We start from the raw sequence: 25,995 nt of genomic DNA, 5'->3' as shown, positions 1-25,995 counted from the left end.
AGGATCGAAATATTGTCTTTTTAATATATTTTAATAAATAAATTTGGAATAAATGCTACCTTCAGTTTTTTTTATTCGTCTATAACAACAAATACAATTGCGGAGGTACAGGCAATGAAATCTTTTCGTTTTTGGCTAGTCCTAATCTCATGTCTAGTTATTACTGTTAATATTACGGGGTACGACGACTATAATATACTATTGGCTATCATTAGCCCGCTAGTTTGGATGTATGAATCATTTCGATTTGTGCGAGAGGCAAACATCCCCATAACCATTGTTTACTTTACTACACTAGTTTTCTGGTATCTCATTGGATACGCTTTGGACTGTTTGATTAGAAAATTAAAAAATTAAAATCACTTGAAATTACCTTCTAAATTGTCGTCTACTTTGTCAAGCTCGTACTCGACCGTTCTGTAGTCAGGTGATGAAGGAATCATATTGATCACAACATTTCTCATTTGTAGCTTGTACTTTCCTTCCTCAAAAGCAAGAATATGCTTAATGGAAGGTAACTCCATATCCTCATACTTCGTTATCGACGAAACAACAATCTTGGAAGGGTTAGAATCATCCACAGACACGATACGATAATCAATCGGTGTTCCCTGGGCTTTTAGAAAATCAAGCCGTGCCCGTTCTGTTTTAAAGCGATAATCATCAGACAGTGAAAGCATCTTATCGTAATCGCGACTCATAGAAGCGTTCATATATTCTGAAAATGTCGAGACAGCAGCCTCTTTGGGCTTATCGGGAAGTTTATAAGATTCCTTACCTCCTCCAAAACCTGTAGCAATTACGGTCAAAATCCCTCCTAAGACAACCAAGCAAGCCAACTTATTACGCGATACAATCCTCAATAAATAAAACCCCCTTTGTTGTAAATTTTACCACCTTTTTTCAACGTATCTCAACTTAAAAAGGCACTGTAAAACGCAGCATAACTTCTTGTAAAACCCCACTCATTTAAATCCAAGGCCATTCTTTCCATATAATTTTATTTTAACGTAAATACTCGCTGAATACCTTTGTTACCTTATGTAATGTCGTCTTCCCATCCTGTAAACTAAGTTCCATCAAGCGGTAACCGCTGGATCATAGAGAGGATGAGATATTTATGGGTTTGGATAATAGAGTTTTTGCGATACAAGCTGGTCTGGACGGACGTGTAAATGCAGTTATAGATCAAACCCTTGCCGAAAAGCGCCTGGTCGGCGCAGTCGTCATGATATATATGGACGGTTCACCCGTGTATGTCCGAGCGGCGGGGCTGGCTGATCGAGAAGAACAACGTCCTATGCATGAGGAGGCTTTATTTCGGCTTTCTTCTGTATCCAAACCGATTGTATCTACTGCGGCTTTGGTTTTGGCAGCCCAAGGATTGATTAAACTCGATGAATCTATTGAACGCTGGTTGCCCGACTTTCGCCCCCGATTAATCAGTGGTGAGCAGCCCTCCATTACAATACGCCAATTGCTGACACATACTGCCGGGTTGACCTATGGCTTTTTAGAGGAAGAAGGCGGCGGTCCCTATCATCGTGCAGGCGTATCAGATGGCATGGATTTCTCAAATCTTACACTGGAAGAGAACTTGCAACGTTTGGCTTCTGTGCCTCTGTTATATACACCGGGTAAAGCGTGGGGATATTCGATTGCTACTGATGTGCTCGGCGCTATCATTAGCCGTGTATGTGGCACAACCCTTGATGCTGCTGTTAAAAAGCTCGTTACAGAACCTCTCGGTATGCACGACACCAGTTTCGCGGTCGCGGATGCTGGACGGCTTGCGGCTCCTTATGTCAACGATATATCAGAACCCCGGCGGATGCGTGAGCTTGAGGTTGCGCAGGTTTTTGAAGGCACCGCAGGACTTCGTTTTCAGCCTGCACGAGCCTTTGATCCCACGGCTTTCCACTCTGGTGGCTCTGGTATGATTGGCAGCGCAAAAGATTTCATGCAGCTGCTGGAAACACTGCGAAACGGCGGCAATCCGTTACTTTCAGAAGAATGGGTTCGTGAAATGGGCACCATCCAGACCGGGAACCTCCCCTTGGCAGGCTGGCCGGGGCGGGGCTTTGGACTAGGATTCACCGTACTCCAAAATCCCGACGAAAGTGGAACAGCAGAATCACCCGGAACGTGGCGTCTCGGAGGAGCTTACGGTCATTCGTGGTTCGTTGATCCCGCACTAAGACTTAGTGTTGTCGCCTTTACCAATACAGCATTCGAAGGGATGTCAGGTCCGTTTACAACCGAGCTTTGCCAAGCCATTTACGGTAGCTCAAATAGGGTCTAATAAAGTGGGGGTTACATGTTTATGGTCTACAGGCGAGGACAGGACAATTAACGTGGTAGAGTGCCCGTGCTTTCCACACTCATCCCCGAACCGCTCCAGCTTGAGCATAGACTCAACCATGACTTTCAGTAAGTAATTTTGCTCGCCGCTGATTCTATGGCACTCAATGACTTCAGGTGCAGATTGGCAAAACTCAACAAATGAATTGCATTGATTCGTGTGCACGAGCACGTGAGCCATGATCGGCTTCCCGACTTTCTCATGTGAAACTATGGCGCGATACCCGGTGATAATACCTTTATCCTCCATGCGCCGCACTCTTTCCGTTACGGCAGGCTGGGAAAGCCCAACCTCCTTACCCAGCTCGGTCATGGAGATACGCGCCTGGTTTTGTAGACACAACAAAATTTTATGATCCACTTGATCCATCAAACCATCCTCCTTAAGTTCAAGGTAATATTACAAAAACACAATTATTATTATGTATTATTTCGAATATCGCCTTATTATTTTATGATTTAATGAAATATTAGCATGCAAAATCAAGGACGTAAAGCAGGAAGACGTGGAGAGGGAATGAAACCAATGAAATATAGTAAGCCCCTGCTTTTCATTGCGCTTGGCCTATTTGGTGTATACACGATTGAGTTCGGTGTGGTTGGCATTTTGCCGGTCATCATTGAACGTTTTCATATTACGGCAGCTCAGGCCGGGTTTCTTGTCAGTTCATTTGCATTGATCATCGCGCTGTTCGGTCCCTTCATGGTGCTATTGATGTCCAGGTTTAACCGCAAGCGAATCATGGCAATGTCGTTGTTTGTTTTTGCCATAACAAGCTTGCTGTCAGCCTATACATCCAACTTTTATCTACTAGTGATTTTACGTATCATTCCGGCTCTGTTTCACCCGGTGTATTTCTCGCTTGCCTTTGTCGCTGCCACTGCGTTGTATCCCCCGGAAAAAGCAACGCAAGCTTCCGCCAAGGCCTTTCTCGGCACGAGCATGGGAATGGTACTCGGTATTCCAATTACGGCCTATATCGCCAATCAATTTTCATACGAGGCCTCCTTCTGGTTTACTGCGGTAGCGAATGGGCTTGCAGGGATCGGTATTTTATTTATGCTGCCGGATACACCGCAAGCCGAAATGTTCTCCTATCGGAAGCAGCTTGGCATTTTGCGTAAAGTATCGCTGTGGCTCAATATCGGGGCGGCTACTTTTATTTTTGCAGCCATGTTCTCGGTGTATAGCTATTCTGCCGAATATTTGGGGCAAAATACAGGGATGAGCAGCAAGGTTATCAGTTTTCTGCTTATTATTTTCGGCATCGGCGGAATGCTCGGCAATCTGTTGGCTGGCAAGCTCATGGGCTTGCATAAGGTACGGACTGCTCTTTTTCATCCAGTAGTCTTGGGGGGCACCTATTTGCTGTTGTACGGGATCAGTCCTTCATTTATCCCTACGCTCTTCATCATTATCGTGTGGGGGGCCGTTCATACCAGTGGACTGATTGTCGCCCAGATTTGGGTGATTGATGAGGCCAAAGAAGCTCCCGCGTTTGCCAACAGTCTGTATATCTCGTTTATTAACCTAGGAGTGTCACTGGGCTCGCTGGCAGGGGGGTGGTTTATTGCCAGAGCGGGAATCCATGGGACGCTGTGGAGCGGTTTGCTGTTCGCCATGCTGGCGATGGTATGCATCGGGTCTAAGTTGATTTATCCACGTATTTTGCGAAAATATAAAGGGTTAGATGTGCAAAGCTAAAAAGTTGCAAGAGTGCCAAGCCTGTTATCATAAAAAATCGGTTCAACACTTTGTATGGTGTTGAACCGATTTTTCAGGCTGTCGAGAAACCCCCTGTTTTTTTGCAGGGGGTTTAAAACTGTCTTAGTGGTCTAAAAACTAGGGTCCTCAGATCGTTTTAAATCGATTTTTGTTTTAAAAGATGCGTCTCCCCATATAAAAATAGAAGTGTCGAAAAGTCCTCTGGACTTTCTCGACACTCTGAAAAATCGGTTCAACACTTTGTATGGTGTTGAACCGATTTTTGTTTAAAGATTGATTCCTGCCCGTCGGATTAGATCATGCCCGGCGATCACGGCTTGCCCCTTGCTTTGCTGCTTCTATGGCTGTTGCCAGCCCTATACCTGCACTGCCGCCAATCACGACGACACGTTGATTATGTAAATTCATATTATTCTCAACTCCTTTATAAGGGTTATATCATAACTATTTTTAAGACATACTCATTTTTATTCGTATGGGCTTTCCTGTACCGTGCTTTTGCGATAGGATGTCGGCGATTGGCCCGACCAGCGCTTGAACTGTCTGCTAAAATGCGCAATATCCCCATAGCCGAGCATATCGGCAATTTGTTGCACCGACCATTGCGGGTCAGCTAACAGCAACTTGGCCTCATGCAGCACAAGCCCGGATAGGTATACACGGGGAGACACACCGAAAACGCTACGGAATACACGATTACAATGGGACACGCTAATACCTAGCTCGGATGAAATCCCCTCGATCCCATCCTGTTTTTCCACCGATCCGGCCAACCCATAAGGCTGATTCACTCTGCCCTGAAGACGACTGGCAATCTGATGGGCAAGCTCTGCCTGTACATATCCACGCCCCGGCAGATGGGCCGCTTCGCTGGATACAGCCTCCCACAACGTTGCGAACAGTTCAAACACAGCAGATTGAATCCGCATACGCTTTGCCACCGAATCACTACCTACTCCTATGTCTTCTGGCGTTGAAAGATCGAGCAGCTTGCTCAACGCTGGTCCCATCTGACCTGCCACGGTGCCTTCAGCTGGAAACATCACCTGCTCCAGACGACTCAGGAGCGAGAGAAACAGCTTATCATCAATGTCGAAATGCATGCAAAAATACGTAAATCCTTCTCCGTTACTATGGCTCGAATGGACAATACCCGGGCGCAGCAGCACCAGATCACCCTGTCGCTGGGTATAGCTGCGACCATCCACAACCATGATCTGTTCTCCCGCAAGCACGATGTTAATTTCATATTGAGGATGCTCGTGTGGCGGATAGCTCCACTCTCTTCCGACACTTCGTGTATGAATGGCAAACAAATTGACCGTGGTCCGTACATCGGGAAAAAAGAATTCCTCTCCGGCAGCTGCAAGATCTGGATGATGGGGACGCTTCGGTAAACGTGGTGACGACATGTTTTCCCTCCTGGCTTACTTACATGGATATACTCCAGTATATCGCTTTCAGCGCGATTTGGATAAATAGTTGAGCGATTTGACAATGGTTCCCCGCCATTTGACATGCTAGGCTCTAAGTGAAGTTAGTCAAAGTTAAACCTTACTATGAAAGGGGTTTCATTATATGTCGAAAAATATATTTTATAACACGCAGCATGCACCTATCGGTTCTTTTTCCAGCTTTACGCTTGGGTTTAAGGGCAATCGCGGCGGACTCGGTTTGGAGCTGGGCAAGCCTGCCGATGAAAATGTATATATTGGGCTGCAATCCAGAGATGGCGGATCATACGAGGCGCTTCCCTTTTTTGCATCCACCCAGGATGAAAGTGCCCGCTACGACGTGGAGAAAAAGGGTAAACGAACGGAACCACAGCTTATGGCCTTTGCCGATTCAGACATTACCCGTGAGCTAAAAGCAGGAACGGATACATGGCAGGCTGGTGATTTGACGTTCCGACTGTACTCTCCTGTTCGCCCGGTGCCCGAGCCGGGAACCGCGGGTATGGATGAGCTGCGAGCAGCGTTGGTTCCGGCGGTATTCGCTGAGCTAACCGTCGATAACACGCAAGGAACTGCAGCACGAAAAGCTTTTTTCGGCTATCAGGGCAGTGATCCGTATAGCGGCATACGCATTATTGGAGAAGATCCGCGCAGGGACGCTACGGATTCTACCCCATTGGAGGGAAGACTCACAGGCATCGGCCAAGGGCGCAGCACAGCCATTGTGACCAACAGCAGTGAAGCAGTACCTGCCAGCGGATTTGCAATGGAGAAGCTGCTTGGGGAGACCATGGCCGAGAATTTATCCTTTGGCCTAGGCGTGACGGGTGCGCTTCTGATGGACGTTCCCGCAGGTGAGAAGCGCACGTATACCTTCGCCATATGCTTCTATCGCGGCGGCATCGTAACGACAGGCATCGAAGCATCGTATTACTATACCCGGCTGTTCAAGGATATTGAAGACGTGGGGAGCTATGCATTGAAGCATTTTACAGACCTCACCGCAGCCTGTGTTCAGGCTAATCGCTGGATGGAGTCGGCCAACCTGAGCCCGGATCAGGAATTCATGCTCGCTCAGGCGATCCACAGCTACTACGGCAGCACCCAACTGCTTAGTCACCAAGCGGACGGAGAACCGATCTGGGTTGTGAACGAAGGCGAGTATCGGATGATGAATACACTCGACTTGACGGCAGATCAGCTCTACTATGAATTGATTTTAAATCCATGGACGGTGCGCAACGAGCTGGAGTGGTTTGTCCAAAGGTACAGCTATCGGGATGAGGTACGCTTTCCGGGAGAGGAACAGACCTATCCGGGTGGTATCACGTTTACGCATGATATGGGCGTGGCCAACGTGTTCTCCCGGCAGGGATACTCCTGTTATGAGCTGGCAGGGATTGACGACTGCTTCTCTTACATGAGCCATGAGGAGCTGGTGAACTGGCTTTGCTGCGCTACGGTATATATCGAGCAGACACAGGATCAGTCATTTACAACACGCATGCTGCCTGTCTTGTGTGACTGCTTCGAAAGCATGCTGCGGCGGGATCACCCCGACCCGGCACAACGAAACGGCTTGATGGGCTTGGACAGCTCTAGAACCCGGGGAGGCGCAGAAATTACGACCTACGACAGTCTGGACGTATCTCTGGGTCAGTCCCGCAACAACATTTATCTAGGCAGCAAATGCTGGGCGGTATATGTTGCACTGGAAAAAATATTTGCCTCAAAAGGGCTTAACTCCCTCTCACAGGAGGCTGGCTTACAGGCGGACAAATGCGCAGCCGCAATCACAGCACATATGACAGACAAGGGCTATATTCCTGCAGTTATTAAGGAAGGCAATGACTCGCAGATTATTCCTGCCATTGAGGGACTGATCTTCCCTTACTTTACAGGATGTGAGGCTGCGCTTAAGCCTGATGGACGGTTCGGTGGATATATTCAAGCACTGCGGCGCCATTTGGAAACTGTACTGGTACCGGGAGTTTGTCTGTTTGAAGACGGAGGCTGGAAGCTGTCCTCGACCAGTAACAACTCCTGGCTGAGCAAAATCTATCTGTCACAGTTTATTGCCCGCGAGCTGCTGGAACTGCCTTGGGAAGAAGCTGGGCAGGCCGCAGACGCTGCCCACGTCTCATGGCTCCTTCACCCTGAAGAATCCTATTGGTGCTGGAGTGATCAGATACTCTCCGGTATTGCTCACGGCAGCAAATACTATCCACGCGGAGTTACTGCTATTTTGTGGCTGTATGAAGGCAACGGCAACCGTCTGACTCTCCCTGAGCATATGAGTCAGGATCAGGAACAGCATGTCTGAGGATCATCTTCACCTGCCCAAAAGGAGGCTCCAATATGAGCAAGCTTATGGATATGCCAAAAGAGAGCGGCTATGCGGCTTGGCTGCATTACAGCCGCAATAGTAAGGTAGAAAAGCTGCCCGCTTGGTGCAGGTTCATCGTGGTCCATGAGACAGATGAAGTGCTTGAATCGGCTGCGAGTGAGCTTCGGCACGGATTGACCTCCATGTTTGGACAGCAGCCGAAGATCAGCGCCGTTCCTGTGAATGCGCCATTCATTGCGCTGGGTACGTTCCCAGCGCATCCTTTGGTCGCAGAACGATTCAGCGCAGAGGAACAGGCAGAAGTGGGTGCAGAAGGCTACCGAATTCGCGGGATAGAGATGCCAGATCCGGCATATTCAGCTTCGCATGGTAACGATGAGTTCAAAGGACAATACGTTACAGTCGCAGGGCAGACCTCCAAAGGCGTATTGTACGGAGTCTTTCATCTGCTGCGCTACCTGCAGGGAGGACTAGATGGGAAGTTGAAGCCCACCACCGAATCATTGCACGCCCCCATTCTAGACCAATTATCCAACCCTGTTAATCCCATCCGCATGATCAACCACTGGGATAACATGGATGGTAGTGTTGAACGTGGATATGCGGGCGGATCTATTTTCTACGACAATAATGCCTTTACTACAAATATGGAGCGCCTGCGAGACTACGCCCGTCTGCTCGCTTCTGTAGGCATTCAAGCGCTATCCATCAACAATGTGAATGTCCATCAGGTAGAAACCGAGCTGATTACAGCTAAATTCCTACCGGATGTGGCTAAAGTAGCTGCGGTGTTTCGCGCCTATGGCATACAGATCTACTTGAGCATTAACTATGCCAGTCCTATTCAGCTCGGCGGGTTAACCACGGCCGATCCCTTAGAATCAGCTGTAGCTGAATGGTGGCAGACCAAAGCCCAGGAAGTTTACGCCGCCGTTCCCGATCTGGGTGGTTTTGTGGTCAAAGCCGATTCCGAAAATCGGCCCGGACCGTTCAGCTACGGGCGCCATCACGCCGATGGAGCCAATATGCTGGCAGATGCGTTGCAGTCCTATGGCGGACGTGTGATTTGGCGCTGCTTTGTCTACAACTGCAAGCAGGACTGGCGCGATCGCAAGACGGATCGGGCCCGCGCAGCCTTTGACCATTTTAAACCGCTGGATGGACTGTTTCGAGAAAATGTCATTTTACAGATCAAAAATGGTCCCATGGATTTTCAGGTGCGGGAGCCTGTCTCCCCCCTGTTCGGTGCGCTGGAATCCACTCAGGTACTGCTGGAATTTCAAATTGCGCAAGAGTACACCGGCCAACAGAAACATCTATGTTATCTTGTTCCCCAATGGAAGGAAGTATTGGATTTTGACACCTACGCCCAAGGAAAAGGCTCCACCATCAAGCGTATCGTGAGTGGCGCTCTGCATTCTCCCAAGCATACCAACTATGGAATAGCCGGTGTATCCAATATTGGTGCAGACACCAATTGGACCGGACATTTGCTCGCCCAGTCCAATCTTTATGGCTATGGCCGGTTGGCATGGGACCCGGACCTGTCCGCAGACGAAATCGCTGACGAGTGGGTTCGGCTGACGTTTGGCAGACAAGGGAATAGCGACGGCGACACAGATTTAATTTCTACCCTTAAGCAAATGCTGCTCGATTCATGGAATATCTACGAATCCTACACTGCCCCTCTCGGGGTCGGCTGGATGGTCAGTCCCGATCACCACTATGGGCCGGATGTAGACGGGTACGAATATTCTATGTGGGGCACCTACCATTTTGCTGATTGCCGGGGGATCGGGGTAGATCGCACGTCCGCAACCGGAACGGGCTATGCAGGACAATATTTTTCTCCCAATACTAATATCTACGAATCTACGGACACCTGCCCGGATGAGCTGCTTTTATTCTTTCACCATGTTCCTTATACACACTTGCTCCACTCCGGCCAAACTGTCATACAGCACATTTATGATACCCATTTTGAAGGTGCAGAACGTGCGGCCCATCTCCGAGACACATGGGTTAGTCTACGAGGGCAACTGAATGATGCCATGTATGAACAGGTGCTGAAGCGGCTGGAGCATCAGACTGAGCATGCCAAAGAATGGCGGGATCGGATCAATACGTATTTCTACCGTAAAAGTGGCATTCCGGACCAGAAGAATCGCCCTATTTATTAAGCAAGCTGTCTCGGCAATACTTTCATACAGACTGGAACAAGGCTTCTCTACGCCTAGGTTCGCTTTCTCCTATACTGGCATTGTCTATCCGCACATCATTAAAAGGCATGCGTCTTACTCAGACCTATGCCTTATTTTTTTGCCTGGAAGCTTTTAAGCACACGGTTGCTTACGTAAAATGTCATATTTGTCCACTCTGAGTGTGCAATAAATTCTTCTTTTTATGCAACCGCTTGCTTTATACTATTTTTGTAGACGTTTACAAAATGTTGTCGAATTAGACTATGCTTTGGGGAGGATGATCGGTTTGACCTTGTATCGAAGTCTATGGAAAAAAGGGTGTATGCTTCTACTAAGCCTTGTGCTGTCTCTGACCGCCTTCATTGGCTCACCCTCTAATACGGCGAGCGCTGCGGTTGCAGATGATTTTCAGGCTTCCGTTATGGGACCGCTGGCGAAAATTAATGACTGGGGTTCCTTTAAAAAGCAACTGCAAACGTTGAAAAACAATGGCGTGTATGCCCTCACTACCGACGTCTGGTGGGGCTATGTGGAGAGCGCAGGAGATAACCAGTTCGATTGGAGCTACTACAAGACCTATGCAGATGCCGTGAAAGAAGCGGGACTGAAGTGGGTTCCTATCATCTCAACGCATAAGTGTGGAGGAAATGTGGGAGATGACTGCAACATCCCACTGCCAAGCTGGCTGTCGAGCAAGGGCAGTGCAGATGAAATGCAGTTCAAGGACGAAAGCGGTTTTGCCAATAACGAAGCCCTCTCTCCATTATGGAGCGGGACTGGTAAACAATATGACGAGCTATATGCCTCATTTGCTCAAACCTTTGCTAGCTACAAAAGCATCATTCCCAAAATTTATTTAAGCGGTGGGCCCTCTGGAGAATTGCGATATCCTTCATACTATCCGGCAGCGGGATGGAGTTATCCTGCACGGGGCAAATTCCAAGCCTACACTGAAACAGCCAAAAGTGCGTTCCGCACGGCCATGAATGAAAAGTATGGATCAATGGACAAGATTAATGCAGCATGGGGTACCAAGCTGAGCAGCCTTAGCCAAATCAATCCGCCGACCGACGGGGACGGATTTTATACGAATGGCGGGTATAATTCCACGTATGGGAAGGATTTTCTGTCGTGGTACCAAAGCGTGCTTGAGAAGCATCTGGGCGTCATCGGAGCAGCTGCCCACAAAAACTTCGATTCTGTGTTCGGTGTCCGGATCGGGGCCAAAATTTCCGGTCTGCACTGGCAAATGAACAATCCTGCCATGCCGCACAGCACAGAGCAAGCAGGTGGGTATTATGATTACAACCGTCTCATTCAGAAATTCAAGGATGCCGATCTAGACTTGACATTTACTTGCCTGGAGATGAGTGACAGTGGCACAGCACCGAATTATTCGTTGCCGTCCACCCTGGTTGATACTGTCTCCTCCATCGCGAATGCCAAGGGTGTTCGCCTGAATGGTGAGAATGCACTCCCGACTGGCGGCAGTGGATTCCAGAAAATCGAGGAGAAAATCACGAAGTTCGGTTATCACGGGTTTACGTTATTGCGCATCAACAATCTCGTCAACAATGATGGCTCACCAACCGGTGAGTTGAGTGGATTCAAACAATATATCATCAGCAAAGCCAAGCCTGACAATAATGGCGGTACAGGCAACAAAGTAACGATATACTATAAAAAAGGCTTCAACTCGCCTTACATTCACTACCGTCCGGCTGGTGGTAGCTGGACTGCTGCACCGGGTGTGAAAATGCAGGATGCCGAAATTAGCGGCTATGCTAAAATTACCGTCGATATCGGGTCTGCCTCCCAATTGGAAGCCGCTTTTAACGACGGCAATAACAGCTGGGACAGCAACAACACCAAAAACTACTCCTTCAGCACGGGCACTTCTACTTACACGCCCGGTAACAGCGGCAATGCGGGAACGATCACTTCAGGCGCTCCAGCGGGCGTGAATCCCGGGGATGGCGGCGGTACAACTAACAAGGTAACGGTATACTACAAAAAAGGCTTTAACTCGCCTTACATTCACTACCGTCCGGCTGGTGGTAGCTGGACTGCTGCACCTGGTGTGAAAATGCAGGATGCCGAAATTAGCGGCTATGCCAAAATTACCGTCGATATCGGGTCTGCCGCCCAATTGGAAGCCGCTTTTAACGACGGCAATAACAGCTGGGACAGCAACAACACGAAAAATTACCTTTTCAGCACTGGAACTTCTACCTACACACCCGGCTTGAACGGAGCTGCAGGATCTATCCGAACGGGGGCACCTTCAGGAAGTGCCGTCAGCGTAGTGACTTCCACCTACACAACCGACCTCAACGAAGTGGCAGGGCCTATCCAAACAGAAACACTTTCGGGTGTATCCTTAAATGTAAGCACTTCTACCTACACACCCAATGTTAACGGAGTTGAAGTAACTGCTCAAACGGAGGCGCTTTCGAGCGCCTTCACCTCTATAGATCCGGGTACCCTCTCCAAGCCCACTCCCCTTGGCACAGACTGGAGCAAACAGAGCATTTATTTTATCATGACAGACCGTTTCAGCAACGGAGATACATCCAACGATAACTACGGTGGCTTCAATTCCAACAACAGCGATCAGCGCAAGTGGCACGGTGGCGATTTTCAAGGTATTATTAACCAACTCGACTACATTAAAAATATGGGGTTTACCGCCATCTGGATTACTCCGGTAACGATGCAAAAGAGCGAATACGCTTACCACGGCTATCATACGTATGATTTTTATGCGGTAGACGGACATCTCGGTACCATGGACAAGTTCAAAGAGCTGGTTGGTAAGGCACACGACAAAAATATCGCTGTTATGCTGGACGTAGTTCCCAATCACACCGGCGATTTTCAACCTGGGAACGGCATCGCCAAGGCTCCCTTTGACAAAGCAGATTGGTATCATCACAATGGCGACATCACAGGAGCAGACTACAGCTCCAACAACCAATCGAAAATCGAAAACGGTGATGTGGCTGGATTAGATGACCTGAATCAGGACAACCCTGCAACAGCAAATGAGCTCAAAAACTGGATCAAATGGCTGTTGAACGAGTCGGGGGTCGACGGACTGCGGGTGGACACTGTGAAGCATGTACCCAAAGGGTTCCTGAAGGATTTTGACCAAGCCGCCAATACCTTCACCATGGGTGAAATTTTCCATGGCGACCCTGCTTATGTGGGGAATTACACCCGATATCTCGATGCCGCATTAGATTTTCCGATGTATTATACAATCAAGGACGTGTTCGGACACGATCAATCCATGAGAAAAATCAAGGAGCGCTACTCCGATGATCGTTACTATCGCGATGCCCAGACCAACGGTGTATTTATCGACAATCATGATGTAAAACGTTTCCTGAATGACGCCTCCGGCAAGCCGGGTGCTAACTATGACAAATGGCCACAGCTCAAAACTGCCTTAGGCTTTACTTTGACCTCACGCGGGATTCCTATCATCTATCAAGGCACCGAGCAAGGCTTTAGTGGCGGAGATGATCCTGCTAACCGGGAAAACGTTGTGTTTAACGCCAATCATGATCTGTATCAGTACATCGCTAAGCTGAACCGTGTGCGCAACAGCCACCCTGCCCTGCAAAACGGGAGCCAAAAGGAAAAATGGGTAGACGACTCCTTTTACAGCTTCCAGCGCTCTAAAAACGGCGACGAGGCCATCGTACTTATCAACAACTCATGGAGCAGTCAAACTCGCACGATTGGCAACTTCGACAATCTGTCCAACGGTACCCGTCTGACCAACCAGCTGAGCAACGACTCCATTCAGATTAACAACGGTTCGATCACCGTGACTCTTGCTCCAAAGGAAGTTAAAATTTTCACCAAGTAAACAGCGGCATTCAGTTATATTGGTTATTCAGATGTGCTAAAATAAATGATAGAAGGATATACTAAAAAAGAGCAAGGATGCTGGTAACATCCCTACTCTTGGCAGCAGCCGCTTTGAAGAGCGGTCGGCTGATAAGGGCTAGCTATTAGAGATAGACCGTGTTTCCCTCTCCAGGGCGGTCTATTTCTTTTTGTTATACTCTACTTATTTCTCTATACGAACATAACTTCGCAATGCTAAAAAAAGACCCAGCACAAAAATAAAGCAAATACTGAGGATCCCTCCAGGAACATACGTAAATGTTCTGCCCATGTCGCCATGGGGAGAAAACAATAACGGCACTGTCCATGGATAAAAGGTATTCCCCGGTGTATTTACCAAAACAAAATTTAAACACATGACCGTACACATTCCCATAATAGCATGCACAAATTTTTTCCAACGGATGGCGAAGAACGTGATGATCGGGATAAGCATAGCGTGCATAAGAATCATTTTAGCGAATATCCCAAGCTGATACATAACGATTTCAAAAGTTAGCGGTCTGGTCGTAATAAACGTACCCAATATCGCAGATAGCACAAATGCTAACAGCAGGCTAACAGCGATGTACATATAGATAACGAGCAGCTTGCTGAAGTAAATCCGAGTTCGGCGAACTGGGTTTGTAAACAGTGCAATATGAGTGTTCTCCTGGTATTCTCTCGCATAGATATAGCAGGTCAAAATGTAATAGCTCATATATCCAGTTATTAAATTAATTGAGGATACCAAATCCATAAAGTATTCATTCCATCCATCACGATCCAAGGAAAGTTTAGGATTTATGGCGTAAGTACTAAAAGTCAAAAATACGGTTGCTATTAAAATAAACACACTTAGAAAAAGAATTTTAGTTTCTTTCAGCTTCAAGCACTCTGCTCTAAACAGGTCAAACATAGTAGCCCTCCTTTCAAAAAATCTTCATTTAGGCTCTTCTCTGATATGTCCATATGGATAAAAACAATCCAAGAAGGAAGATCACGGATAAGCTGAGCCATGCTATTGAAACATTGGTAGGTATAGTCGCATTTCTTTCATTAGGAGATAAGAGATAGGGCACAATCCAAGGGTACCATTCACTTTTGTATATAAAATTCAAAAATATTGCAGTACAAACTACGAGTACAACCACCATGATGCTCTTCCAGCGTATAGCAAAAAAAGAGGCAATTGGGATTAACATCGCATGCATCACACACATTTTAGCAAACACTTGGATTTGGTATACCCAGATAGCCATCGTTAAGGGACGATCTGTAATGAGCATGCCTAATAATGCAGACAAAAACAGCACGAAAAATAAGGACACCATTATAAATCCATAAATAAGGATCAATTTACTAAAATAAAATTTAACCCTGGTGACAGGCGTGGTAAACATAAACAGATGCGTGTTTTCCTGATACTCTCTTGCAAAAATATGACCCGTTAAAATGTAATAGCTGATAAATCCGGCTGCAATATTGACCAAGGAAACAATATTTGTAAAATAGTAGTCCCAACCTAGATTATCAATTGAATATCTGTAAAAAATAGCGTTCAATCCAAACATCAACAGTACAACAGCCAGTAATATAATATAGCTCAACAAGAAGGCTTTAGAGCCTTTAAGTTTAATGAGTTCTGCTCTAATCACGTCGCACATCCTCTCCCGAAATGAGAGTCAGAAAGTACTCCTCTAGCGTCTGTTTTGAGGTGTGTATCTCATAGACTGAAAACTGATGATCTATTAGCTGTTTATTTAACGTGGCTGTATTCTCAATCGGACTATGAATTCTTAATTGTTGTGGGGATATCACATCAGATTGAAGCTGCTTCATGTGCTCTTGCAGAAATGCTTGCACTGCTTCTGCATCGTCTACCTTTACATCTGTGTATTGCTCAAAACCTTCCTCCAACCGACTCAAACGGTCTTCCGCTAACAGCTTTCCATTATGTATAATCCCGATGTGTGTAGCTAACTGCTGAATTTCGCTCAAGATATGACTGGAAATAAGAATCGTTTTTCCTTCTTCCTCGCACAACCGCTTCAATAGCTGACGAATTTCCTTAATTCCAGATGGGTCCAGTCCGTTCGTCGGCTCATCTAATATAAGCAACTCAGGGTCATGAACAAGCGCCCTCGCAATCCCTAATCTTTGCTTCATCCCTAGGGAAAAATCCTTAAACTTTTTTTTGCCGGTATGCTCTAATCCCACCGTGGTTAGGGTACGTTCTATCCTTCCATCGTCCTGCACCCCCATATACATACAGCAAATTCTTAGATTGTCGCGTGCGCTCAAATTTTCATATAAACCAGGCGTTTCGATAATTGTACCTATTTTCGAGAAAATAGAAGGATGGTTTTTCTCCAGCCGCTCGCCAAATAAAAAAACCTCCCCACTTGTAGGCTCAATTAGCCTCATTAGCATGCGGATAGTGGTTGTCTTACCAGCTCCATTTTCACCGAGGAAACCGTAGATACTGCCACGCTCCATATGTAAGGATATGTCGTCTACAGCTACAGCCCCCCCAAACTGTTTGCGGAGCTTTTTCGTTTCGATAATATAATCCACTTTCAAACCTCCTAATCACTAAATAATACAAGTATACAAAATATAACCACTACTACCTGTAAGATTGCTTACACTGTACCATCTGTCCATAAAACAAAACAGGCACCTGACGAAGCGTACACTTCGTTGCAGGTGCCTTGTTTATATATAAACAACGTGGGATTACTTAGGCCTCAGTAGCCACGTTGATATTGTTCAGGTATGGAAGGCTCCTCGCCGCGCAGCATCACTGCTGCATGAATCGCCCAATATGGATCGCGCAGCAATCCGCGTCCCACAGCGACCAGATCGGCATCCTCGTTGCCGATAACGGACTGCGCCAAGGCTGGGTCATCCAACGAGCCTACAGCAATCACCGGGATGTTCAGTGCCTCGCGAATTTGGCGTGCGAACGGCACTTGATAGCCCGGATAGTTGCCCGGCTTTCTGGCGCCTGCAGGGCCTTCCCCGCCCGAGCTAACATGGATCACGTCTACGCCTGCCGCCTGATATGCACGGCTCAGCTCAATGGCATGATCCACATCGTACCCACCATCTACGTATTCCACCGCGCTGATGCGTAAGATTAACGGCATACCCGCAGGCATTTGCTTGCGTACAGCCTGAATGACTTCAACGCCGAAACGCGATAAATCCTTACCGTACTCGTCGTCCCGCTTGTTTGTAACTGGCGAATGGAATTGGTGAATCAAGTAACCATGTGCCCCGTGCAGTTCAATCGTATCCACGCCCGCTTGAACTGCACGCCGGGTAGCGTCTGCAAATTTCTGCACCATGCCACGGACTTCCTCCGTCGTAAGCGCGCGTGGCTGTTTATAATTCGCATCCGGGTATGCAATCGCGGAAGGAGCAACTGGCTCAGCTGCATCCTCAGCTTTACGGCCCGCGTGAGCAATCTGGATACCTACCTTGGACCCGTGCGCATGAATGCCGTCAACCAGCTTCTTATAAGCTGGGACATGCTCGTCTGACCAAAGACCCAGATCATAATCTGTAATCCGTCCATCCGGTTCCACGTCCGTCATTTCTATAATAATCAGGCCCGTGCCTCCAATAGCCCGGCTCAGGTAATGGACATGATGCCAATCATTCGGAATCCCGTCCTTGGCTGTCACCGAGTATTGGCACATCGGGGGCATCACCACACGATTCTTTAATTCCAAATCTTTCAGTGTATACGGTGTAAACAACGAATTCGTCAAAACGTTCATCTCCTTTTTATCTTCGTCACATAAACGAAAAATACGCTTCAAATTACACGGTCTATTAAAAACATAATCGGCATAGTCCAAACGGAATAAAAGAGATTCCTCCAACGGGGGATCTCTCACATTTGCAACTTGCAGTCATTATGTATGTCGTATGGTGTAGATATATTGCACACAACCTATTATCCACAACTCAATAACTTTTTGCAAGTAAATATTTAAATATTATTAAATATTTTTTTGTCCACCCCCTCTCCGCCTCCTAGCTATAATACAAAAAGACGCCCTTACGGACGCCTCTGCGGAACCAATCTTATTGTGCTGAACCTAATTGCACCCATGCCTTCTCAATCTCTGCAACCGCCTGATCCTTATTCATGTTACCGCTGATATATGCCTGCATCAGCTCGCCAAATTTTTGGTGGAACGTATCCAGCGAGTAGTTAACAGACAGATCACCGGACTTCGACGTTTTCAAAATGCTTTCCATTTCCTTAGGCATTTCCAGATCAGGAAGCGGTGCATCCTTAATTGGAGGAATCACCTTCGCTACCTGGGAGAACCAGTTCTTACCGTATTCCGAAGTGTACAGCCAGTTGAAAAATTCAATTGTTTCCTTCGATACCTCGGAATCCTTGTTGATACGCAACGCCTGATCCGCACCGGTAATGATAACCGATTGATCAGCTTTGTCACTCACCGGATATCCCATGATGCCAATCTTGAGATCAGGATTAATTTTCTTGATTGCTTCCTCATCCCATGCACCTTTACCCGTCATAAACGCAGCTTTTCCGGATGCAAAATCACTTACTTCCGCATTGCTGTCCCGTTCCAGTGGCTTATCTGTGCCATGTTTCACCGTCAAATCAATGAAGTTAAAGAAGTTGTTGTACAGCACTGGGTAGTCCTTGATTTTTGCTTTGCCTGCGATAAAATCACTAACGAGTTGCTTCGGTTCCACGCCTGCATCCTGCGCGGCAGCATCTACATAGTGTTGGAAGATATGCTTCCATACCCACCACTCTTTATATGCATTGGCAAATGGAGTAATGCCCTTCGCCTCTAGCTTGGTGACCGCATCCTGCATTTCTGCAATCGTCTTCGGCGGGGAGGTTACCCCAGCCTTGGTAAGCAAATCCTTATTGTAAATCAGCGTAAACAGGTTCCCTTTTACCGGGAGTCCCAGCACTTTGCCGTCACTGGAGCTCATATTCGCTCGAACAGCATCCGTCATGGCTGCTGCCAGCGGCTCATTGGTCAGATCAGCGCTATAATCCGCATACGTGTCGATGTCGCCTCCTGCCGTCGTTTGGAATACATCCGGTGTACTACCTGAGGCTATTTTCGACTTCAGAATCGTGTTGTAGTCTGCCTGCATGATCTCCAGATTGATCTTCACGTTAGGTTTGACCTTCTTATACTCCTCGATATACGCGTTAAAAGCATCGGTATACTCTGGTGAAGCTGTGAACATGTTTATTGTAACCGTTTTCAAATCTTCTTTGCCGCCAGCACTTTCTTTCGACGCATCCGTGCCGCCGCCGCTTCCACATCCGCTCAACAAACCGACCGTCAAAAGCAAACTGCCGGATAACGCCATCATCTTCTTTAACATGGATACTCCCCCATTTGTTTGTGATCAACGTCCATGCGCTCATTCTAAAAAATATACTCCAATTTAAAAAGGCAGATTAGTGAAGCGTTAAGGGTAAAAAAGTGGTTTATTGCAGGCTCACGCGATACTCAGACGGTGACACCTGATAATAATTACGAAAAGCCTTACTGAAATAATTTTTATCTTTGTAGCCGAGCATATCCGAGATTTCCTGTATTTTCAGGCTAGAATCACCCAGCAGCTCCTTCGCCTTGTCCATTCTAACCTTCTGTACATATTCGTGAATACCGTAACCAAACTGCTGCTTAAACAGCTTCATCAGGTATTCCCGACTCAAAAAATAGGTTTCGGCAAAAAACGAAATTTTAATATCCTCAAAATAATAACGGTCGATGTGCCTTTTGATATCCGTTATGTCAAAGGGCTGGTTCCCCGCTTGAGCATGTTGGACCCCAGCAATGTAAAGCTCCAGCATCCGATTCAATCTCTGACCGTAGTGGACAAAGCTCGTAAAATCAGCAGACAAATCGCTTTCCCCCACTTGCTCCGGTTCTTCCAAAGCTCCATCTTGATTCAACGCTGACGTAGACGCACCCAACTCAATCGCAGCTTCTCTCAGTAAAAAATGGAACTCCTTCATCATTCGATCCGCATCCTGTAAACGGAAAATAGGGCCTGATGCCAATTGTTTCAGCAGATCGCCCAGCAGTACCTTTGCCCGGTTCGCCTGACCTGTCTGAGCATCCTTTTGGATCGACAACAGTCGCTCCGTCCATGACATTTCCTCTAACGTACCCGTTTGCCGTGGCACTGTATGAAGAATGGATTCCCCTTCCAGCTTCAACACATCCGTGCTGTGAATGAGCGTCTTGGCATCCATATAAGCAGACGCTAGCTCCAATACATCTGTGCAGAGCTTACCCAATCCGGCAACTACTACCATGCTGAACAGCCCATGCAGGTTCGCCACCGCCTTCTGTGTCACTTGTGCCAATAGTAAGGCCATATGTTCTTCTTGTCCTGGGGCCAAGGTACAGATCGAAACGACCTCACGCTCCCGTCGCGGATGGGAGAAGCTAAAACAACTCAACCGTTCATCTGACGTCTGAGCTAACACATTGGTCACGGCAAAATCCATCAGATCGGCATCGCCATGAAAACGCGTCCTGCGAATCTCATCCCTGTTCAGCAGCCGCAGCACGATCACCCCAAAGCGATTCCCCGGCTGATCCGCTCCGATCAATGGGAGCAACGCCGTATTGGCCTGCCTTTTAAAGCTACCGTCCAAAATGGACAAATATAGCTTCTCTTTCAGCTTCGGCAGTGACATATTCAGCGTAATGTTCTGGCTAATGAACTTGTTTTTGCTTTGCTCTCGACTTTCCAGAATGTCCACTGCTTTGCGCAGTGCCTGGTTCAGATCCTGACGATTGATAGGTTTGAGCAGATAGTCCACCACCCGGGATTGAATCGCCTGCCGTGTAAATTCAAAGTCATTGTAGCCACTAATGACAATCGTCAGCAGGTGGGGATATGCCTTTTCGATGGCACGAAGAAATTCGATACCGTTCAGCTCAGGCATTTTCATATCGACCATCACCACATCTATATGGTGCTGACCCAACAGCTCCAGTCCCAACCTTCCATTCGTCGCCTCATAAATATGTTCGATGCCCAGACCGTCCCAATCCCCGATAATACGAATGGCTTCGCGCAATGGCTCCTCATCGTCAATAATCAATACGTTATACATGACTACTTCCTCCCCGGGGAATTTGCATTCTCATTTCCGTTCCCGTTTCATCCGTAAGTATGAATAATCCTGCCTGATCTCCATACAAAAGCTTCAACCGTGTGTTCAGATTTTTCAAACCAATATGCTCGCTCTCCCGTTCTTCCCATTTTTCATGGAATGAATCCAGCACCATTTTCAGCTTGTCCTCTGAAATTCCAGGTCCGTTGTCCCTGACTGTAATTGTGGCATTTGTAGAATTCGATTCGGCTGAAATGACGATCAGAATATCGCTTGATACTTTTTCCAACGCATGCTTGATAGCGTTTTCCACCAACGTCTGCACAGATAATCTCGGAATCGGCAGCTCCATCAGCGTTTCTTCCCATACCACTTCGACCCGCAGTCTCGCTCCGAACCTTGCTTTTTGCAGACCTATATACCGTTCAATGTGCTTGAGCTCTTCGCGGGCAACTACGATATCCTTGCCGTTGATGGAATACCGCAACGTTTGGGCCAACGCATCCACCATATCCGCCATGTCGAACATCTCCCGCTTTAATGCCTGTGTGGATATGGCTTGCAGGGCATTGTACAGAAAATGAGGATTAATTTCAGCCTCCAACGCCTTGAGTATGGCGTTCTTTTCGACCAGCTTCATGCGATAGCGCTCATTAATAAGTTCTTCGGTTCTTTGTACCATTTCGTTAAAATGCAGCGACAAATATGCAATCTCGTCATGTCCCTTCACAGGAGCTGTTGCTCCAAAATCTCCGGTGCTAAACCGCTTCATCTGGGTGGACAGCTTATGTAAAGGTCGGGTAATGGCGTTCGAGGTCAGTGTCACTAATATAATAGACACACCTAAAAATAAAGCTCCGATGGCATAGCTCCAATTCCGTGTTGTCGTAGCTGCTTCATAAATCTGGCGGTATGGGATGGGCTTAATGAGCTGCCACCCCTCTTTTTCACCAACATCATAGACGACCAAATACTCCTGATCCCCACTGCTATCTGACCACGTTACTCGCCCGCTTCTTCCCTTGCCGATCTGTGTCAACACTCCAGAATCACGCATCCGCTCATATAGCGGAAAGCTGTTCACATAAAAGGGAACCCCTTTAGGGCTCATTAGCATCAATTGGTCCCCTTTGCCCAGTGGAATGTTCTGCATGATTTCGTCCACGGCGCTCGTATTGTAATAAAAGGACAGCACCGCCTGCGGATGGCGGGATGCAATCGACCTCAGCACTCGATGGTATGCCATAAAGCTGGCTTGTGGTGCCACATAGCCCATATCAGAGCGGGATCCCACAAAGGATTGAAATGATTCGTTCGTGGTACTAGCCATCGCCTCTTTATACCAGGGAAGCTTGGGAATATCCGTGTTTATTCCTTTGCGCACCGTAATGTTGTATGTCTCCCTGGTGACCACATAGTATTGATGTCGGTCCGCCACGTACAGATAGATCGCTTCCAGATCATTACGTGAATAAAACATGCTGCGCAAGTAATTTTCAATGACCATTCTCGAAGCATAGTCTCGATTCTCATTGGCAATGGCGTTCATGATATCGTTATAACGAAGCTGCGGAAGAGCCAACTGCTGCATTCCCTCCAAGTAATCCTCCAAATTCTGATTGACCAGCAACAGATTATTGGTCGTGCTGGCGATGCTATGGTTAACCGACTCCTTTTCAATCATCTGATAGGAAATAATTGTGAGTGAGCCCACCACCAGAATAATCACCGAGGTAAAAAGTAGAATGAGCTTGTTCACTAATTTTTGCGTGATCCTCCTCCACATAGAGCGAAGAAACGTTCCTACACGCTCTGACATCATGATAATCGCCCCTTTTGAAAGCGTACACATTTTTACCCTCAACTGTTTTCTTAAATCCATTGGTCCGGCCCTAGGGGCTATCCTATACTTTCATTATATCTTAAACAGCTTGGAGCGAAAGAGCGGAAAATGTTGAGAAAAAGAGGTGCGTTATGCTGAAAAAAAGGGGAACTTGGGGCGACAAGGGCAGTAAACTGGAATTCGGTTTATTCACACTGCCCGTAATCCTATGCATTACGATTGCATTTTATATTCCGTTTTTGATGACGATACGCTATTCCCTGACCAAGTGGAACGGCATATCCAAACATCCGAAATTTGTAGGTCTGGATAACTTCAAGCAAATCCTGCTTGGGGACGCCAATTTTGCACATGCAGCCTGGTTTACCGTCAAGTATGCCATTCTGTACATTGTATTGGTTAATGTGCTGGCCATTTTGCTGGCGCTCGTTCTCGATATGAAGCTGAAAAGCTCGGCTTGGCTGCGGGCGGCTTTCTTTATCCCGTATATCCTCAGTCTCGTGATTGTCGGCTTTATATGGAAATTCATCTTCATGCAAGGCTTTGAGTCACTGGGACACAGTACAGGCTGGGGTATCTTCCAGCTAAGCTGGCTGGGTGAGGAAGGGCTCGCGTTTATTTCCATTTTGGCGGTATCGATCTGGCAATCCATTGGCTTTTACATGGTCATTTATATTGCAGGCTTGCAATCTGTGCCAGAGGATCTAAAAGAAGCTGCCATTGTCGATGGCGCGGGGCCGATTCGGAGATTTTTCAGTATTATTCTACCGATGCTCGCACCTTCTATTACGATCTCGGTCTTCATGGCACTGACCAACTCGATCAAAGTGTTCGACGTCATTTTATCTCTGACCGGCGGCGGGCCAGGTGGTACAACATACAGCATTGCGTATGATATTTACCGGGACACGTTCCAGAACAATCTGTATGGCTACGGAACAGCCAAAGCATTGATTTTATTCGTTGCAGTCCTGATCATTACGATTATTCAATTGTCTATTTTCAAACGCAGGGAGGTTGAAGCCTGATGCAACGCAGCCGTACGGGACGTATTTTGCTAGAAGCGGGCATGATTGTATTATCATTGTTATTTTTGTACCCGCTGTTTCTCGCCATTAACAATTCGTTCAAAAGTTTCGCTGAGGTCATGACCGACGTTATTGCGCTGCCCAAGCAGCTTTCGCTGGATAACTACGTATATGTATGGAAATTCATTGACTATCCGCGCCTATTTCTGAATAACACCATTATCACCGTCGTCGGACTGGCAGGTATCGTACTGATATCTTCCATCGCGGCCTACAAGCTGGCAAGAACCAAAAGCAAATGGAGCTCCGTGATTTACATGCTGTGCATTATGCCGATGCTGATCCCATTTCAGTCCATCATGCTCACTGTCTTGCGACTGGCGAAAGACTTAAATCTGGCAGATAGCACTTGGGGACTTGGCTTGCTGTATTGGGGCTTCGGCGCACCGCTGGCAGTGTTTATCTATCACGGCTTCGTGAAAGGTATTCCGGCTGAGATTGATGAAAGCGCCAAAATCGATGGGGCCTCGGGCTTCCGGCTTTTCTTTTCCGTGATTTTTCCCTTGCTGAAATCAGTCACCGCCACCATTGTCATTATCGACGTGATGTGGATTTGGAACGATTTTCTGCTTCCGTTACTCATGGTCAACGGCTCACCCAGCACCAAAACGCTGACGCTGGCCGCCTATACCTTTGTCGGACAGTATACGTCAGACTGGCAATACGCCATGACCGCGATGGTAATGGCTGTTCTGCCTTCGATCATCGTATTTATTTTTCTGCAAAAATACATTGTCAAAGGCGTCGTCGCTGGAGCCGTCAAAGGCTGAGTCAAGGATGCGAAGCCAGATGCAAAAAAGAGGACTTGCGTGTTGTTCGCGCAAGTCCTCTTGGTTTCAACCTGTTCAGGCCTAAACAGGCTTGTCCATGGTACACATGCTAAGCCTTAAATTGGTCTAGCGCCTTTAGCATTTCGTCCATAGCAAGCTTCCTGACCCGTTTACGAAAAAAATATAATGAGATTATAAAATAAAAAGCGCCTTAAGTGAGGAATCCCCCCCCTCTTAGGCGCTCTTATATTATTTATGCTTAACCCATTGTGCGCTATCCACCGGCCAAAAAATCACATCCGCACGGCCAACAATATCTTTAATAGAGACAAAGCCAATAGCACGACTATCCCTACTATTATTGCGGTGGTCGCCCATCACAAAAACATAACCCTCAGGTACTTTGGAATCGGTTATGGTCCCATTTGGAAAATCAACATTGTTATATAGTTCTCCCTTGGCGTGCGCATCCTGAATAGCTCCCTGAATGTATGACTCCTCTACTTTCTTACCGTTCACATAAAGATTGTCGCCTTGATACTGAATCGTATCTCCAGCCACTCCAATAACACGCTTAATAAAGTCTCTTTGTTCCTTTCTCACATGGAATACAACAACCTCACTCGGCTTGGGATCACGAAAATCGTAAATCACCTTGTTCACGACCACTCGTTCATCTGTCTTGAAATTCGGTTCCATGGACGCTCCCTCAACAATAAATGGCGCAAATAATAGCCAACGTATAATGAACACGAGCACAATGGCTACAAAAATGGTCTTAAGCCAATCGATCATCTCATTTTTCACTCGTGGCCGCTTTTCCTGCAATTGTTCGACAGTTGAATCCGTCAAATGATTTCCACTCTCCATGCGCTAAACCCACCCTTTCCCACAGTTTTCATTCCTATTATATGTATAATGTTTAAGTATAATCAAATTTTCCCAGTCTGGCAAAACTACATTTTTAGTTGAAACAAAAGTGTGAACTTTTTTTCACAATATCAAAAAAACAGTAAAAAACTGTTGATGCAAACGTTAACATATATTACACTGTGCATATACTTCTTAGAGCGTTTTGGACTAATGGTAGATCAATCTGTTCCCCCAGGAGGTGTCCTGTTTTTAGTGGAAAGACAGCATGAGTCACTTTTA

Annotated in this window: 19 protein-coding genes; 7 read left to right on the top strand and 12 right to left on the bottom strand. The window is 46.9% G+C overall.

The genetic code is table 11. The features are described 5' to 3' along the window. Positions 1–359: 359 nt before the first annotated feature. Positions 360–863 (bottom strand): hypothetical protein, encoded by a 504-nt coding sequence (locus ACL9RM_RS01320; protein WP_414126086.1) that lies wholly within the window; start codon positions 861–863, stop codon positions 360–362. A 257-nt stretch (positions 864–1,120) separates the two neighbouring features. Between ACL9RM_RS01320 and ACL9RM_RS01315 the strand changes: the two genes are divergently transcribed. Beyond that, positions 1,121–2,302 (top strand): serine hydrolase domain-containing protein, encoded by a 1,182-nt coding sequence (locus ACL9RM_RS01315; RefSeq protein WP_414126084.1) that lies wholly within the window; start codon positions 1,121–1,123, stop codon positions 2,300–2,302. On the opposite strand, the gene ACL9RM_RS01310 is transcribed toward ACL9RM_RS01315, so the two are convergent. Continuing rightward, positions 2,288–2,731, bottom strand: a complete 444-nt coding sequence (locus ACL9RM_RS01310) for an Lrp/AsnC family transcriptional regulator (protein WP_414126082.1) — start codon at positions 2,729–2,731, stop codon at positions 2,288–2,290. The genes ACL9RM_RS01315 and ACL9RM_RS01310 overlap by 15 nt on opposite strands. A gap of 156 nt (positions 2,732–2,887) precedes the next feature. Here ACL9RM_RS01310 and ACL9RM_RS01305 point away from each other — a divergent pair, with 156 nt between their 5' ends. Then, entirely contained in the window at positions 2,888–4,066 is a 1,179-nt protein-coding gene (locus ACL9RM_RS01305) for an MFS transporter (RefSeq protein ID WP_250268977.1), read from the top strand. Positions 4,067–4,384: 318 nt separating this feature from the next. On the opposite strand, the gene ACL9RM_RS01300 is transcribed toward ACL9RM_RS01305, so the two are convergent. Together ACL9RM_RS01300 and ACL9RM_RS01295 are read right to left on the bottom strand one after the other, a co-directional pair. Continuing rightward, the gene (locus ACL9RM_RS01300) at positions 4,385–4,495 is read right to left on the bottom strand and encodes a hypothetical protein (RefSeq protein ID WP_250266939.1); all 111 of its coding nucleotides are present in this window, start codon (positions 4,493–4,495) and stop codon (positions 4,385–4,387) included. A 59-nt stretch (positions 4,496–4,554) separates the two neighbouring features. Further along, positions 4,555–5,499, bottom strand: a complete 945-nt coding sequence (locus ACL9RM_RS01295; RefSeq protein WP_250266940.1) for a helix-turn-helix domain-containing protein — start codon at positions 5,497–5,499, stop codon at positions 4,555–4,557. Positions 5,500–5,665: 166 nt separating this feature from the next. Between ACL9RM_RS01295 and ACL9RM_RS01290 the strand changes: the two genes are divergently transcribed. The 3 genes from ACL9RM_RS01290 (at position 5,666) to ACL9RM_RS01280 (ending at position 13,966) form a co-directional block, all read left to right on the top strand. Then, a complete protein-coding gene (locus ACL9RM_RS01290; RefSeq protein ID WP_250266941.1) occupies positions 5,666–7,864 on the top strand; it encodes a glycoside hydrolase family 52 protein in 2,199 nt (732 codons plus the stop codon). Positions 7,865–7,899: 35 nt separating this feature from the next. Next, positions 7,900–10,068, top strand: coding sequence for an alpha-glucuronidase family glycosyl hydrolase (locus ACL9RM_RS01285; RefSeq protein WP_250266942.1), 2,169 nt, complete (start codon positions 7,900–7,902; stop codon positions 10,066–10,068). A gap of 307 nt (positions 10,069–10,375) precedes the next feature. Then, positions 10,376–13,966, top strand: a complete 3,591-nt coding sequence (locus ACL9RM_RS01280) for a family 14 glycosylhydrolase (RefSeq protein WP_250266943.1) — start codon at positions 10,376–10,378, stop codon at positions 13,964–13,966. 204 nt (positions 13,967–14,170) lie between these two features. Here the strand turns inward: ACL9RM_RS01280 and ACL9RM_RS01275 are convergent, their stop codons facing one another. From ACL9RM_RS01275 to ACL9RM_RS01245, 7 genes are all read right to left on the bottom strand, one after another. Continuing rightward, a complete protein-coding gene (locus ACL9RM_RS01275) occupies positions 14,171–14,905 on the bottom strand; it encodes an ABC transporter permease (protein ID WP_250266944.1) in 735 nt (244 codons plus the stop codon). A gap of 28 nt (positions 14,906–14,933) precedes the next feature. Next, a complete protein-coding gene (locus ACL9RM_RS01270) occupies positions 14,934–15,644 on the bottom strand; it encodes an ABC transporter permease (RefSeq protein WP_323873129.1) in 711 nt (236 codons plus the stop codon). Then, positions 15,637–16,563 (bottom strand): ABC transporter ATP-binding protein, encoded by a 927-nt coding sequence (locus ACL9RM_RS01265; RefSeq protein WP_250266946.1) that lies wholly within the window; start codon positions 16,561–16,563, stop codon positions 15,637–15,639. The genes ACL9RM_RS01270 and ACL9RM_RS01265 overlap by 8 nt, the downstream gene beginning before the upstream one ends. Before the next feature lie 173 nt (positions 16,564–16,736). Next, positions 16,737–17,765 carry an NADH:flavin oxidoreductase/NADH oxidase gene (locus tag ACL9RM_RS01260; protein ID WP_250266947.1) on the bottom strand — a complete coding sequence of 343 codons (1,029 nt, stop codon included), beginning with the start codon at positions 17,763–17,765 and terminating at the stop codon, positions 16,737–16,739. Positions 17,766–18,084: 319 nt separating this feature from the next. Next, positions 18,085–19,389 (bottom strand): extracellular solute-binding protein, encoded by a 1,305-nt coding sequence (locus ACL9RM_RS01255; RefSeq protein WP_061829516.1) that lies wholly within the window; start codon positions 19,387–19,389, stop codon positions 18,085–18,087. A 106-nt stretch (positions 19,390–19,495) separates the two neighbouring features. Continuing rightward, on the bottom strand, positions 19,496–21,142 hold the full coding sequence (locus ACL9RM_RS01250; RefSeq protein ID WP_250266948.1) for a response regulator: 1,647 nt from the start codon (positions 21,140–21,142) through the stop codon (positions 19,496–19,498). Beyond that, positions 21,135–22,994, bottom strand: coding sequence for a cache domain-containing sensor histidine kinase (locus ACL9RM_RS01245; RefSeq protein ID WP_250268978.1), 1,860 nt, complete (start codon positions 22,992–22,994; stop codon positions 21,135–21,137). The genes ACL9RM_RS01250 and ACL9RM_RS01245 overlap by 8 nt, the downstream gene beginning before the upstream one ends. Positions 22,995–23,116: 122 nt before the next feature. Between ACL9RM_RS01245 and ACL9RM_RS01240 the strand changes: the two genes are divergently transcribed. Both ACL9RM_RS01240 and ACL9RM_RS01235 read left to right on the top strand, forming a co-directional pair. Continuing rightward, positions 23,117–24,013, top strand: coding sequence for a carbohydrate ABC transporter permease (locus ACL9RM_RS01240; RefSeq protein WP_134904268.1), 897 nt, complete (start codon positions 23,117–23,119; stop codon positions 24,011–24,013). Next, complete coding sequence (locus tag ACL9RM_RS01235; RefSeq protein WP_013312583.1) at positions 24,013–24,843, top strand: carbohydrate ABC transporter permease; 831 nt, start codon at positions 24,013–24,015, stop codon at positions 24,841–24,843. The genes ACL9RM_RS01240 and ACL9RM_RS01235 overlap by 1 nt, the downstream gene beginning before the upstream one ends. Before the next feature lie 249 nt (positions 24,844–25,092). Here the strand turns inward: ACL9RM_RS01235 and lepB are convergent, their stop codons facing one another. Further along, entirely contained in the window at positions 25,093–25,713 is a 621-nt protein-coding gene (gene lepB, locus ACL9RM_RS01230; RefSeq protein WP_250266949.1) for a signal peptidase I, read from the bottom strand. Positions 25,714–25,995: the final 282 nt, after the last annotated feature.

Source organism: Paenibacillus sp. S29 (genome assembly GCF_049319765.1).
GTDB classification, from domain to species: Bacteria; Bacillota; Bacilli; order Paenibacillales; family Paenibacillaceae; genus Paenibacillus; species Paenibacillus polymyxa_B.
This window is presented reverse-complemented; position numbering and strand designations above follow the sequence as displayed.